The 14,038-nt window shown below is 58.3% G+C and carries 9 protein-coding genes, 1 other RNA gene and 2 pseudogenes; 2 read left to right on the top strand and 10 right to left on the bottom strand.

Going from position 1 to position 14,038, the window contains the following annotated elements:
* Nucleotides 1-20: 20 nt before the first annotated feature.
* From MLPF_RS04125 to MLPF_RS16125, 4 genes and pseudogenes are all read right to left on the bottom strand, one after another.
* Nucleotides 21-1,540 (bottom strand): annotated as a pseudogene (locus tag MLPF_RS04125) (alpha/beta hydrolase).
* An 86-nt stretch (nucleotides 1,541-1,626) separates the two neighbouring features.
* Nucleotides 1,627-3,189 carry an alpha/beta hydrolase gene (locus MLPF_RS04130; RefSeq protein WP_156147147.1) on the bottom strand — a complete coding sequence of 521 codons (1,563 nt, stop codon included), beginning with the start codon at nucleotides 3,187-3,189 and terminating at the stop codon, nucleotides 1,627-1,629.
* Nucleotides 3,190-3,246: 57 nt separating this feature from the next.
* Nucleotides 3,247-3,492 (bottom strand): WS/DGAT domain-containing protein, encoded by a 246-nt coding sequence (locus MLPF_RS17080; RefSeq protein WP_420329612.1) that lies wholly within the window; start codon nucleotides 3,490-3,492, stop codon nucleotides 3,247-3,249.
* Nucleotides 3,493-3,883: 391 nt separating this feature from the next.
* Nucleotides 3,884-4,495, bottom strand: a pseudogene (locus tag MLPF_RS16125) (wax ester/triacylglycerol synthase domain-containing protein).
* Nucleotides 4,496-4,819: 324 nt separating this feature from the next.
* On the opposite strand from MLPF_RS16125, the gene panB reads away from it, so the two are divergent.
* Nucleotides 4,820-5,680 (top strand): 3-methyl-2-oxobutanoate hydroxymethyltransferase, encoded by an 861-nt coding sequence (panB, locus tag MLPF_RS04140; protein ID WP_045843295.1) that lies wholly within the window; start codon nucleotides 4,820-4,822, stop codon nucleotides 5,678-5,680.
* A 1,916-nt stretch (nucleotides 5,681-7,596) separates the two neighbouring features.
* Here panB and rnpB read toward each other — a convergent pair.
* Nucleotides 7,597-8,014, bottom strand: an RNA gene (gene rnpB, locus MLPF_RS04145) — RNase P RNA component class A.
* A 1,298-nt stretch (nucleotides 8,015-9,312) separates the two neighbouring features.
* Here rnpB and MLPF_RS04150 point away from each other — a divergent pair.
* Nucleotides 9,313-9,528: a hypothetical protein gene (locus MLPF_RS04150; RefSeq protein WP_237817254.1), complete on the top strand. Its 216-nt coding sequence runs from the start codon at nucleotides 9,313-9,315 to the stop codon at nucleotides 9,526-9,528.
* A 218-nt stretch (nucleotides 9,529-9,746) separates the two neighbouring features.
* Here MLPF_RS04150 and MLPF_RS04155 read toward each other — a convergent pair whose 3' ends face one another.
* The 5 genes from MLPF_RS04155 to MLPF_RS04175 form a co-directional block, all read right to left on the bottom strand.
* The gene (locus MLPF_RS04155; protein ID WP_045843284.1) at nucleotides 9,747-10,886 is read right to left on the bottom strand and encodes a bifunctional RNase H/acid phosphatase; all 1,140 of its coding nucleotides are present in this window, start codon (nucleotides 10,884-10,886) and stop codon (nucleotides 9,747-9,749) included.
* The gene (locus MLPF_RS04160) at nucleotides 10,883-11,581 is read right to left on the bottom strand and encodes a zinc ribbon domain-containing protein (protein WP_045843285.1); all 699 of its coding nucleotides are present in this window, start codon (nucleotides 11,579-11,581) and stop codon (nucleotides 10,883-10,885) included. The genes MLPF_RS04155 and MLPF_RS04160 overlap by 4 nt, the downstream gene beginning before the upstream one ends.
* A 48-nt stretch (nucleotides 11,582-11,629) precedes the next feature.
* Nucleotides 11,630-12,787, bottom strand: a complete 1,158-nt coding sequence (locus MLPF_RS04165; protein WP_045843296.1) for a Nif3-like dinuclear metal center hexameric protein — start codon at nucleotides 12,785-12,787, stop codon at nucleotides 11,630-11,632.
* Between the two features lie 339 nt (nucleotides 12,788-13,126).
* A complete protein-coding gene (locus MLPF_RS04170; protein WP_237817255.1) occupies nucleotides 13,127-13,342 on the bottom strand; it encodes an aminotransferase class I/II-fold pyridoxal phosphate-dependent enzyme in 216 nt (71 codons plus the stop codon).
* A 94-nt stretch (nucleotides 13,343-13,436) separates the two neighbouring features.
* Nucleotides 13,437-13,742, bottom strand: coding sequence for a hypothetical protein (locus tag MLPF_RS04175; protein WP_156147149.1), 306 nt, complete (start codon nucleotides 13,740-13,742; stop codon nucleotides 13,437-13,439).
* Nucleotides 13,743-14,038 lie beyond the last annotated feature (296 nt).

Genomic DNA, 14,038 nt, shown 5'->3' on the forward strand with positions numbered 1-14,038 from the left:
AACAGTCGTTTATGGGCAGCTTAGGGATGGCATTGCAAGGACGCTGGTGGCAACGTCTCATCCACGAAATAACGCATCACCGCGCTATCCACACACTGGTCGCCATTGAACACGGCGGTGTGTTGGGTTCCGTCGTAGGTGATCAGCGGGCAACCCAGTTCGCGAGCGAGGTCTACCCCGGCCTGATACGGAGTGGCCGGGTCGTGCGTTGTGGAGACCACGACAACCTTGCCCAACGCGATCGTCGGCGCGGGGTGTGGCATCGATGTCGCCGGCACCGGCCACAGTGCACAGATATCGCGGGGTGCGTTGCCGGTGAATTGCCCGTAGCTGAGGAACGGAGCGGCCTGACGGATCTGCTGATCAGCCGATACCCAGCTCGCTGAGTCCGTTGGTGCCGGCGCGTCTACGCAGCGGATCGCGTTAAACGCGTCCTGCTCGTTGGTGTAGTGCCCATTGCGGTTTCGGCCGTTGTAGTCGTCGGCGAGCAACAGCAGGTAACCGGCGTCGGTGCCGCGCTGCAGCCCAAGCAAGCCGCTGGTCAGGTATTTCCAGTGCAACGGGGTGTAGAGGGCATTAATGGTGCCTGTGATCGCGTCAGCATAGCCCAGGCCGCGTGGATCCGACGTCCGCCCCGGCTTGGTGGCCAAGGGATCGATCAGCGCGTGGTAGCGGCTGACCCATTGGCTGGGGTCAGTGCCCAGGTCCCCGAGCGGGCGCAGTCCGCGGCGTAGTCGGTAAATGCGGTCTGAAATCCGACCATTTGCTGGATGTCTTTCTGGATTGGTCCGACAGTCGAGTCAATGGCGCCGTCAAGCACCATCGCCCGCACACGGTTGCTGAACCGCTCAAGATAGGCGGTACCCAACTCGGTTCCGTAACTATAGCCGAGGTAGTTGATCTGCTCGTCTCCCAGGGCCAAGCGAACTATATCCATGTCGCGCGCGGCCGACGCGGTGCCCACGTTCGCCAAGAATGCGGTGCCGACTCGGGCAACACACTGTTGGGCGAGCTGCTTGTAGACTTCCTCGATGTGCGCCACACCGGCCGGACTGTAGTCAACCATCGGTTCGGTCCGGTACGCGTCGAACTCTACGTCAGTGCGACATCGAAGCGCCGGGGTTGAGTGGCCGACTCCTCGCGGGTCGAAGCCCACCAGGTCGAAGTGACGGCCAATATCGGTCGATCGTAACCCTGGTATCATTGCGACGACCATGTCAACCGCGGACGCCCCGGGTCCTCCAGGATTGAACAGCAGTGATCCGATCCGTTGACCAGTCGCCGGAACGCGGATGACCACCAACTCGGCGTGCATCCCACCAGGATTATTGTAGTCGACCGGCACCGACACCATTGCACATCGTGCCGAAGGGATGTCGCTGGTGTCGGACAGGAACACGCTGCAGTTACCCCAGTTCTGTTGCGGCACCGGGCTAGGGGTCTGCTCTGGGCTAGCACCAACCACCGGCAGTGCCATTGTCGATTGCAGCAACAGCCCTAACGAAAGCAGCGCTGAGCTCGATGATCTCAAGCGCAGCATAACTTCTATCGTTGCATCACTCGTATACCCACAGCAGCGCGAAAAGATCACGCTTTGGTCACTTAAAAATCTATTGTCTTCAGGCGTCAGCACTTCGCCCCGATCGGCGGCGTGGTGCCGCCGATCAGATACTCCGTCACGTAGTCGTCAACGCAGCTGTCGCCCTGGAACACCACGGTGTGCTGGGTTCCATCAAATGTGAGCAACGAACCCCGAAGCTGGTTCGCCAAATCCACCCCGGCCTTATACGGTGTCGCCGGATCATGAGTGGTCGACACCACCACTGTCGGTGCCAGTCCGGGAGCCGAGACGGCGTGCGGCTTGCTGGTCGGTGGTACCGGCCAGAACGCGCAGGTGCCTAGCGGGGCGTCACCGGTGAAATGCCCGTAGTTCATGAACGGTGCGACCTCCCGTGAGCGGCGATCTTCGTCTATGACCTTGGCCCGGTCCGTAATCGGGGGCTGATCAACGCAGTTAACTGCCACCCGTGCATCGGTGGCGTTGGTGTAGTGGCCGTGCGAGTCACGACGCATGTACATATCAGCCAAGGCAAGCAGGGTATCTCCGCGGTGGTCGACCAGCTCGGACAGACCGTCGGTGAGGTGGTGCCATAGCGTGGGCGAGTACAGCGTCATGATCGTGCCTACGATGGCGTCGCTATAACTCAACCCGCGCGGGTCCTTCGTCGGCGCGGGCTTGCTGACCATCGGGTTCTTGGGATCGATCAGCGGGTTAACCAAGTTGTGATAGACGTCGACAGCTTTGGTCGGGTCAGTGCCAAGCGGGCAAGACAGTTTTCTCGCACAGTCTGCGGCATAGTCGTTGAACGCGTCTTGGAATCCCTTGGCCTGGCGCAGATCCGCCTCGATGGGATCGGCGTTGGGGTCAACAGCGCCATCGAGAATCATCGACCGCACGTTCTGCGGATAGGCCTCAGCGTAGGCCGCACCGATCCGGGTGCCGTACGAATAGCCGAGGTAGGTCAGCTTATCGTCGCCCAACGCCGCACGGATGGCATCGAGATCCCTGGCGACGTTGACCGTCCCGATGTTTTCCAGGAATACCTTGCCCATCTTGGCGATACAACGACTGATGAACTGTTTGGTCTCGTCCTCGATGTGCGACACACCTGCCGGGCTGTAGTCAACCTGCGACTCGGATCGCAACCGGTCGTTGTCAACATCGGAGTTACACCAGACCGCGGGCCTCGATGACCCCACCCCACGGGGGTCGAACCCGACCAGGTCAAAACGTTCGCGGACCCGCTTCGGCAACGTCTGAACCACACCCAACGCGGCCTCGATGCCGGACTCGCCGGGCCCTCCAGGGTTGATGATTAGCGAACCCATCTTGTCCCCGGTCGCGGGAAAGCGAATCATCGCCAGCGCCGCCACCTCATCATCGTGGTGGTCGTAGTCGACCGGCACGGCAAGCTTTCCGCACAACGCACCGCTGGGGAGTTTCACCGCAGGATCGCTAGGACGACACGGTGCCCACGCCACCGGCTCGCCCAGTTTCGGCCCAGCCATCAGAGCACGCCCGCCAACAACGCGGACACAGCCAGCGAGAACTAGCGCGACGACTGCGATCGCAGTCCCAATCAGCAGCATACGCGCGATCTTGTCGCGATTAGACAGGGCCATACTCACCTATGCTGCCAGAGAGGGCTTCGGCTCCTGGTGAGCGGTTCGTCACCTAAGTAGCTACTAGATGGCTGGGCGCAGTTCTTCTAAACCAATGCTGGACTCGTTGGCCATCTCCCATAAGGCCGGCAGCAATTCCGGGCACGATATGAGCCCGCATCTAAGTTGCCGTTCAAGTACATCACGGTGACGTTGAGACCTGCACCGTAAAAAAATCGGCCCAAACGGATACATCGCCCTGACCTCACAGCCCAATATGGACAACCACGACTGGGGACCGAGCGCATCGGAGACCACCGAGTTATGCACCAGCAGGATCTCAGTCTATCGGGTTCGAGCGTAGAGCCGCATCACCACCTCAAAGACCTCTAACGCGGCAAACTACGACCAATCATGCAACAACATGGCGCTGATAGCCGAACTAGATTTCTTAGCAAGATAATTCACTCGCACTATAGCGTTCAGTCATTCTACTGGATCGGCAACATGGATCTGTAATCCTGGAAACCAGGCCCGAAAACCGTTTGTGAACAGGATGATCGGACTGTCATGCACGGAGAGTAACACCCGAGCCACCAATGACGAATCGGGCAACGCGTTGCGCTAGCCCCAAAAATTTTGTCAAAGAATCACCGAAAATCATTTTTTCACAATATTATTAACCTTGACGGCGAAATAATTCTTCACCGTCTTGATGTCCTCAAGATCCAGTTGAGCGTAAGCGATGTTGCAGCGGTCGTTTATTGCGCGCATTGCACGACGTTCGGAGCGCTGTGAACGGACGCGCCATGGTCAGGCCGTCGTGGTCCCGGACCGCCGTCGCGATCACTGAAGACACCATTCCGGGCAACACATTGGCCAGAGGCAATGACCGGATGGCGAACCGCAAGAACCCGCCCGCGGGGATCTGCCAGCCGGTGACATAACCTGAGCAGTATACCGGGGTCCTGTGGGAGCGCATCAGCGTCGGTGGCACACAGCCGCGATAGACATCAGATTGGCGACAATCATTAATCATTCCATCCAGGCCAATACGGTGCACCTTGGTCATCATCGCCACGCAGCCGCCGTTGCGATGGTATTCGGCACCCACCATGCCTTCGATCATCCACATCTCCAGCAACGGTCGTCGGCGGTTCAATGGCAGCTATGCGATATGGCCACAAATTTCCGAAAGTTTGGCCTGCCCTCCTAGGGATGACAACCCGATGCGATGCAGATGTCGGTCCACATGGCAGTTCGGATCGTCCACCCAGACCGGACGGTCGAGGGTAAGCCGATTCGTGGCGAGCTGTTCGCGAAACTCCGGCATCTCCTTGATGCACAACGATTTAGTGCGCACAGCCGGCTAAAAGTGTAGCCGAACGGCATCGTCGAGGTGTCCAAGTGGCCATGATCGAACAGACATGCACGGGCTGCGAGGAGGTGTCCAGGTACAGGAAGCTGGCATCTAGTCCATCTAAGCTGCTGCATGCGACGTGGTATAGTGTGGCTCACAGAGCCAGAGGGTGCAACTGCGCAAAAGAGATGGCAAACTGTCAGTGTTAGACGAACCCGGGGACCCTATCGAACCAGGATTCTTCAGGGCTACGAGGATCGACTCGACCTAAATACAAAATAGCTACAAAGGCCAGTGATGTCTGAGCAGAATGTTAATGTTTATGGGGTTGACCCCTCTACACCCTCCACCCAAGCAATACAGCGCACCAAAATCCGCACCCAGCATCTCCAAAAAATGAAGGCCGAAGGCCACAAGTGGGCCATGCTGACAGCCTATGACTATTCGACTGCTCGGGTTTTCGACGAGGCCGGTATCCCGGTGTTGCTGGTGGGTGATTCGGCGGCCACCGTGGTGTACGGCTACGACACCACGTTGCCGGTTGCGGTCGACGAACTACTCCCGTTGGTTCGCGGCGTGGTGCGGGGTGCGCGGCACGCTCTGGTCGTCGCCGACCTGCCATTCGGCAGCTACGAACCCGGACCCACTGCCGCACTGGCTGTCGCCACCCGATTTATGAAGGAGGGCGGTGCAGACGCCGTAAAACTCGAAGGCGGTCAGCGGGTAGCCGAACAGATCGCGTGCCTGACCAGGGCGGGCATTCCAGTGATGGCGCACATCGGGTTCACACCGCAAAGCGTCAACAGCCTCGGCGGTTTCCGGGTTCAGGGCCGCGGCGACACCGCCGAACACATCGTCGCTGACGCCGTCGCTGTTGCCGAAGCCGGAGCATTTTCCGTCGTAATGGAAATGATGCCGGCCGAGTTAGCCACCCAGATCACCGGTAAACTAGCCATTCCGACAATCGGGATCGGTGCGGGTCTGAACTGCGACGCCCAGGTCCTAGTCTGGCAAGACATGGCCGGTTTAAGCAGCGGTAAAGTGGCACGCTTCGTCAAGCGGTATGCTGATATCGCTGGTGAGTTGCGCCGTGCCGCAACGCAGTACGCAGAGGAAGTAGCTAGCGCAGTTTTCCCTGCCGAAAAACACTGCTTCTGAAACACTAGCCGTGGATCCGCGCAATCTCGCCAGAGTCCTTGGTCAACAAGGACTTCCATCACTGAATACCAGGTCTTTTAGATGTGGTCAGGATCGCAAGTCAACGTACCGAAACCAGGCCTGATGCAGTGCCAAAAGACAATTGTGCGACAAAAATTTTCAGACTGTCATCAGCAATGGCGTTAAGCCAGAAGATACCATTGCTCACTATGGCCCGCTGCTGCCGGATGATGCGCCAGCGTACATACTGCAGCACTCACCAGTAACCACGTATTGTGGTGTACCACGCTAGGTATGCCGGTCTACGTCACACCCACGACTGCGCCACAGAACCCTCATCGGACGCGAAAATGCCGATAAACGCGCCTAAACTATCGCACTATTTTGGAGGTGGAACGCAGGTTCGAAGTGGTCGAGTCGACAGTGTCCCCATCCTTCAAGGACATCGCCGCGGTGGCTCACATCGAGAAGTCACCGACGCAATCTGCTGGATGGCGATCTACTTAGACAAGCCGAAGCAGAACCTGGTGCGCAATAAAATTATCCTGCAGCGCCACGCTGGTGGCCCCGATCCAGGTTGGCACCTGGAGTTGCCGGCTAGAACCGATGTCCGTACCGAGATCTGTGCGCGCCCTTGGTCGCGTCCGGCAATACGGTGCCAACCGAGTTGCTGGATGTGATGCTGACATTGTTCGCAACCGCCAGGTAAAGCCCATAGCACAAATTACCACTCAACGGAAAAATCAAGTCCTGTAAGACATCAACGGCACCGCGCTGGCGGAACTCAGCAACGTGCATGTCACCTGCGTGGTCTACCAGCAGTTCGGCGAGCTCCGGTTAGGACCCGGTCGAAAAAACATTGGCTCGAATGGGAACTAAAATTCGTCAATGGGAACGTCAAATACGAGCCGTTGGATCGGCTGAAGCAACTGACTGCTCGATACAGGTGTCACATCCGCCGCCCACGACTCCAAGAAGCTAACGTGGGCTCCTGGCACAACGTTGCAGCCGCACAACACACGAGCACCCGCGAATCCAATACTCCAATATACCAAAGGCTTAGCATGGCAAGTTGACGAACTGCTGGTGCGGGATCGCGCTTTGCGCACCAACACATATGACGCCGTGCATCAGATGAGGGTAACTACCCGCATCTGATGCTTGCTGCGGGATTCCCGGGATTCGTTCGGATTGTCCAACAGCGCGTGGATCCTCAATGAACTGCGGGAGCTTGCCAGTGTCTTAGTGGCGAGCGACACCGCGGTTATCAGGAGTGCTGCCAATGCTATTAGACTAGCGAGCGCCGGAGCTGGTGCGTGAACCGGTACCGGAACGTCTCGTTGAGAGCGCGCAACACCGCTATCAGACCGGGCTGCTGCGGTAGCTGATCGCTATGCGGTCGCAATGATACTTCCGTCTGCTCGACGCCCTCGATTCGGTTATGGCCATCATCCCGGCCAGTCCGGTCGACAAAAACTGGCACCGTTCACCATTGACTCGGCCCACAAACCGGTCCGCAAGGCCGAGAAGGCTGCTGCCCAACGGAGCAAAGCGGGACACGGCGGTAAAGTAAGCACTATACCGATGAAGAACTAAATCGAATCAGTAAGTGCACCAATCTATTACGATAGAACTCGACAGCGACCGGAGTGAACCGCGTGTCGCAGTAAGACAAGGCCATCCACACTCTGCTGGACGATCGCCAAGACAGCGTAGTCAGCCGCGAGCATCTTATTGGCCAGACCGAGGCCATGAACGCCGCTGGCGAGGACACCTTTACCTATGGTCTGCTCTTCCAGTTAGAGGCCAACTTGGCTGACCGTTGCCGTGAACAATTCGACGCTGCGCTGAGCAAAACTCGACAAGGCGGTGCGCAAAAGCGTGGCGTTGAGCCGGACCATCAAACCAAAAGATGACGGGCGAGTTGGCCTGTAAGCCGGATTCTGTTCCCCGCCGCCGTGGCATTGCCTACGGTGGCGCGGCGGCGGCCATCCATCTGGACACACCGTTGCCGGGTGCCTCGAGCGGCCTACCCGCAGGCTCGGGCGAGCAGCTCTCGAACGCCTGCGCGGCTGCACTTGTGGTGCGGCCTTCTTGGCCTTGCTTCGGGTGGGGTTTACCAAGCCATCCCGGTCACCCGGGATGCTGGTGCGCTCTTACCGCACCGTTTCACCCTTACCACCGCGAGGATGGCGGTTTGTTTTCTGTGGCACTATCCCGCGAGTCACCTCGGATTGCTGTTAGCAATCACCCTGCTCTGTGAAGTCCGGACTTTCCTCGACTCGGTACCGGGCTTTTCAGACCGACACGAGCCGCGGCCGCCCAGCCAACTCGTCCGCAACAAATACGGTACTCGTTGCGGGGTGCCAGGGCCAGGGACGACAACGCTCGTTATCGACAATCACCATCATTGTCCAAGGATAATGATGGTGTCAGGTTGGCCAAATGACACCAACTGAGCTGTTTTCGTCGAACACAGATATTCTATCTGAGTAACGTGCGCCGGCTCATTCCCTAGCAAATCAACCCGACCAAGCATACGAAACACCACCGCGTCCTGGATCCGCTATCACTCTGTAGGAGATGGACCGACGGAAGCTACCCGGTGCATAACGCCCGCGATGGCGCGTGGTTCTAATACTCGAGAGCAACGGTCGAAGCAGCTGTCGTACCCGAGCAGACTGACGCGGCATCACAATACCCACGACTACACTAGAAGCCATTCGGCGGTGTTGGCCAGTAGGGCATTGGGCCGGGAACTCGGAACGTCGACGGAATCAAGCCATACACCCAAGCGCACAGGTTCATCCAGCACCCGATCCCACGTTAGCTGAAAACGCCAGTTGCTGTACCACCAGCCACTCATGCTACAGCTAACCACTTTATAAAAATGATAGTGCATGCAATATCGGCATTTCGAAGCCCGTCCGATTACGTCGCTCAAAGTCCAAAAAATCAGAGGTGGTATGACTTATGCGCAATCACTTTGCTAAATCGACTCTGCCCAGTTTGTTGAGCTTGATCTGGTAGATGTGACTGGACACAGTCGATACTCAATGCCATACCCGGCACAGTTGCCAACTTTGCATTGATTGCCCCACATCTGCTCCTGAACATGCATCTTGCCCAGATGAGGACTACGGTGGCGCTCAACGCGCTGCATCACCGTCACCACCGAGCGACTCAAACTGGTTGGGTTGACAACGAGGGAAACCGTATACTTGCGGATTCGATTGTCAAGATGACCCAGACCCTATTCAATCAGCATGGCCCGCAGGATCGCCGAGCGCATAGCGATGGTGGCCGCATCCTTATTCTGCCGTACCCGACAGTATCGCCTCCGCGAAGCCGGAACCCGTTGTTCCAATGGACTTTATGGCACTGCAGAACATCGAATCCAACAATCCTGCAGGACATCCACTACTTTACGGCGCACAACTTCATCGGCGGCCCCATCACCGGCTACGAGACGCCAACGTGCATTCTCACTTGTGATGCGAACGAAGGACTCAAACGCACACAAGAACAGTTGGATCAGCGAAATTTCATCTTGAAAATGTATGACCGCTGCCGTACACGGCGGACGGTTAACTACTTGGCCTTCGTGGACTAACGATCGCAGTAATCAGCGGATGAACGTCGAGTTCTACCCGCGCGTCGATAAATCGATCATCTTCCGCGGCGGGTACATCGCCGAGAAGTCGAGACACCGTCGTGGCATCACGATAGACCTCACACCGGTGGAGCTCCCGGTCTATACCCGCCCTGCCATACGTGCCCAGCAAGGTCTTAATCAATTATACCGCAACGGTATCGGCGAGATTGTCAGAAAAATCAATAGAGTATAGGAATCGGCTTTGACTGCTTCGACTCCCTTGTGCCCATACGCTCGACTCTTAGATCCAGGGCGACCAACTCGCAAGCTGGCTGCTTAAAGACACACTTCAATCTCAGGGCTTTGTTAACTACGAGGACGAGTGGGTGGCATTACACCTATCAACCAGAGCGCCATCCGTACACCTACTTTGACTTCCCAGTCTGCACAACCTTCGCTTGGTTCATTTGATTATGAGGGCCGTTCCGACACGCTTCGGAGGTAGCCAGTTTGATTCATCAACCGCACCGAAGACGCGCCATCGGGATAGAACTCAGCGATGCTCAACGACCCCAAATCAAGATGGAGCCTGTACAGGATGCCCGCCCCGGCATCCAACGCGAGCCGCAGCAGCATCTTGATCGGTGTGACGTGTGACACCACCAGCACCGTTTCACCCTGATAGCCGGCGATGATCCGTGCACGCGCTAAGCACACCCGGCCCAGCACATCATCGAAGCTTTCACCGCCCGGCGGCAACGTGGCAGTGTCGTGCAGCCAGCAATGATGCAATTCCGGATCGCGCGCGGCGGCCTCGGCAAACGTCAACCCCTCCCAGGCCCCGAAGTCGGTTTCAATCAGATCATCATCAACCGTCAAGTTGGCACCCAGCACGTCGGCGACGGTTGCCGCGGTGTCGTAAGCCCGTTGCAATGGCGAGGAAACCACTGCGGCGATGCCGCCAAGCTGCGCAAAATATCGCGCCGCAGCTCGAGCTTGACGCCAACCCACGTCATTTAGTGCCGGGTTACCGCGTCCCGAATAACGTTGTTGAACCGACAGCTCGGTCTGGCCGTGTCGCAACAATAACAGGCGGGTGGGCGCACCTCGCGCACCCGTCCAACCTGGCGCTGTTTGCAATTCCTTCGCAACAGCTTTCGTGGACTGAGTAAGCGGCGTAGCAGCTTGGTCAACCCGGCCTTCAGCGCAAGATGCGGCGTCCATCGCCTCGTTGGCCAACCGGTCAGCGTGCGAGTTCCGGGTGCGCGGAATCCACGTATAACTGACACGCGCCAGCCGCGACGCTAACGTCTGCGCGTGTACGTATAACTCAATCAAGTCGGGGTGCTTGACTTTCCATCGCCCCGACATCTGTTCCACAACCAACTTGGAATCCATCAAGACCTCGGCTTCGGTGGCACCCATTTTCACGGCATCGTCCAACCCTGCTATTAGGGCACGGTATTCGGCGACGTTGTTAGTTGCTCTGCCGATTGCCTGCTTGGTTTCCGTGAGCACAGTCGAACGGTCCGCGATCCATACCACGGCACCATATCCGGCTGGTCCGGGGTTTCCTCGCGACCCACCGTCAGCCTCGATGATAACTTTCACTGGTCAAATCCTTTGACCAGCAACTGGCTAGCTCCAGATTCCGGGTAACTCACTACTTCGTCGTCAGCGTCCACCGAGATGCAGGACAGCTCGCCGTGGCTGATCTCGCTCCGACAGGCCCTGCAAGGATGTCCCTGCAATTGGCTGACGCCCAACCCTCCGGCAGCACAAAGTCGTTCGTAAAGGGCGGAGAGAGCAGGGGCCAGTTCCGCGATCAACACATCGCATCGTGAGGAATGCGGCTGGCTGGTCTGGTCGATCCCGGCAATGGCAGCGTCAAGACCCTGCCGAGCAACGTCCAGGTCAGTCTGCATCCCCTCGATTGCCCCTAGCTCTGCAATCAGCTGGTCCTGCAGCCCTTTGCTGCGCTTCATAAACTCCAGCAGGGAATCTTCCAGGCTGGTCTTACGGGGTCGCCAGATCCCCAGTTGATATTGCAGATCAGACAACTGCTTAGCGTCCGTTGCCTCCGAATGGAGCAGCGACCGATCCTGGTCTTCACGCTGTCGCGCCGCGTCGATCTCCGAATCAAGTAGCAAAACCTGGGAATCTATTTCCTCCAAAGCAATTCGCACAGCTGTCAGTCGGTCACTGGCTATGGTACTTTCGACCCGCATCCGCTCATCGGCCTCCCGCTGCGGTAAATAGGTGGTCCGGTGCGCGATCCGGGACAGCTCAGCATCCAACTTCGACAACTCCAGCAGCGAAAACGTTGTTGTTGTTGTTGTTTACTTCAGCTTTCATTACTGATCTCTCCCACAATCGCTCACATCATTCACTCTTCTTGCGCCTAGGTTCCACGGGTCAGTGCGGATAGTGCACACCCGCAACGACAATGCTGTACCGAAATGGAATCGCAACACGTCAGCGGCCTGACCGCACCACGGGAATTCACTTGCCCAATGCGCGATGTCGATTAGCGCCACGTTTGAAGACCGCCGATGTTCGTCGGCTGGATGGTGCCGCAAGTCGGCCGTGACATATGCCTGAACGTCTGCGGCAGCCACGAGGCTCAGCAACGAATCCCCAGCGCCGCCGCACACCGCGACACGCGATATTAGCATGTCGGGGTCTCCCGTGGCGCGCACGCCCGAAAAGGTTTGCGGCAATGCGGCGCTAACCCTGGAAACGAAAGCGCCTAACGATTCTGGTCGCGGCAGTGTTCCAAGGCGGCCCAAGCCGACATCCCTAGGCGGAGGCACCAGAGCAAAGATGTCGAACGCCGGCTCTTCGTAGGGATGCGCGGCGCGCATCGCCGATAACACAGCAGCCCGTGCGTGCGCGGGTGCTACAACCTCAACCCGGTCTTCGGCCATCCGCTCGACGGTGCCGATGCTGCCCACCACAGGCAACGCCCCGTCATGCGGCAGGAACTGCCCGGTGCCGGTGACGCTCCAGCTGCAGTGCGAGTAGTCGCCGATGTGGCCGGCACCAGCCTCAAACACCGCCGCCTGCACCGCTGCTACATGCTCGAGTGGCACATAGATGACCCACTTGTCGAGGCGGGCCACACCGAGCAGAGGCTCAAGGACCGTGTCGACGGTGAGACCCAAGACGTGTGCTAACGCGTCTGACACACCGGGTGATGCCGAGTCTGCGTTGGTGTGCGCGGTGAACAATGAACGTCCGGAACGGATCAGGGAGTGTACCAACGCACCCTTTGGCGTATTCGCCGCCACCGTGTCGACTCCGTGTAACAACAATGGATGATGAGCCAGTAGCAAGCCGGAATCGGGAACTTCGTTAATGACCGCGGGCGTGACGTCAACCGCAATAGTTATCGACTCCAGCACATCCTCGGGGTCGCCGCATACCAGACCAACAGAATCCCAGGACTGGGCAAGCTGCGGCGGGTAGGCGCGATCCAACACTTCGATGACATCAGCCAACCGCACACTCATCGGCACCTCCCAATATTCGCGCAGGCGATCGCCCTCGCAATGGCTTGGATTAGCAGCGGCCAATCCGAGCATACCGCCGCCTTCAGATACCGTTCACCGAGGTCGACGAATGTTTCATACCGATCAATCGCACTTCCATTGTTCTGCAAGCTCTTTCATACTAGCTTCGCGTCAGTCATGCTGAACAATACGAACGGGGCCACACCGTCAACACCCAGCGATTCCAGACCAGCGACCATCTCGGCGCAACAGGCCGCGATAATCGCCAGTTACAGTGTATCCACCGGCCAGTGCGCCCATGGTGCGGTCAACCGCGCCAGCACTTCTGGCGAGCCAAGGTCATAACCCATCCGCAATCCCGCCGACGACCATATCTTGGTCAGGCTGCGCAGTACCAGCACGTCGAGCAGCGAATCGCCAACCAGCGACTCCGCCTTCGCCGGGAACCGAATCAGCGAACACCTCGTCGACCACCAGAATCCACCCGGGCTGACGCAACGCGAGCAGCTGCCTGCAAGTGTACAATTTCGAGGTGGGATTAGTCCGATTGCCCACCACAACAAGATCTACGTCCTCGGGTAAGTTCAGTTCCATCCAAGGCGAACGATGGCTCGAGCATGTATATGGCACAAGGGAACTTCGGTCGCGGTCAGTGCCACGGCCGGGTCGGTACCTCGGATTCTTCCGCTACCGCATCCATGACCAGTCCCGCTGATGCCTGGGTGGGGCCACAACACGAACGCTGCCGCCGCCTCGGCCAGCGGCAACACCTCATCACGGGCTCGTTGATAACGGTCGGCAACCGCGTCTTAGACCTGGTGCACATCGTGGATACCAGGGTAGCGGGCCATACCCAAAGCTGCTCAGCCAGCCGTTGCACCAGCCATTCCGGCGGCTGGCTAGAACGGACGTTAACGGAGAAATCCATCATGCCGGTCATGACCGGCATGATCACCGTGATAGCTCGCCGGTGCGAGGCGAATTGTCGCACTGTGGTCCAAACTCGCTACCAGTGAAACAATAGTGGGTCGCCTTGGGAGCCTGTCGTGAACACCGTCCCACCCAGGTGCGCTCATCAAGGATAATGATCACGTGACAAGCCCGGATAATGGCCCAACCCCCATCCATGTTCGCGGATCGTCGCTGAGTGCGGCGCCGCAACGCGAGCAGGCCAAAAGACCCGATCGCGACCTACCGGGCCAAGTACGGCACCCGAGGCTGGGCGATGAACAGCCTTTGCGATGGGATCGG

This window comes from Mycobacterium lepromatosis, assembly GCF_000975265.2.
GTDB lineage: Bacteria > Actinomycetota > Actinomycetes > Mycobacteriales > Mycobacteriaceae > Mycobacterium > Mycobacterium lepromatosis.

What these genes read in the sequence shown, in the direction of transcription:
- panB (WP_045843295.1), top strand. Translation starts at nt 4,820, where the DNA reads ATGTCTGAGCAGAATGTTAATGTTTATGGGGTTGACCCCTCTACACCC.
- MLPF_RS04150 (WP_237817254.1), top strand. Translation starts at nt 9,313, where the DNA reads ATGAACGTCGAGTTCTACCCGCGCGTCGATAAATCGATCATCTTCCGC.
- MLPF_RS04165 (WP_045843296.1), bottom strand. Translation starts at nt 12,787, where the DNA reads ATGAGTGTGCGGTTGGCTGATGTCATCGAAGTGTTGGATCGCGCCTAC.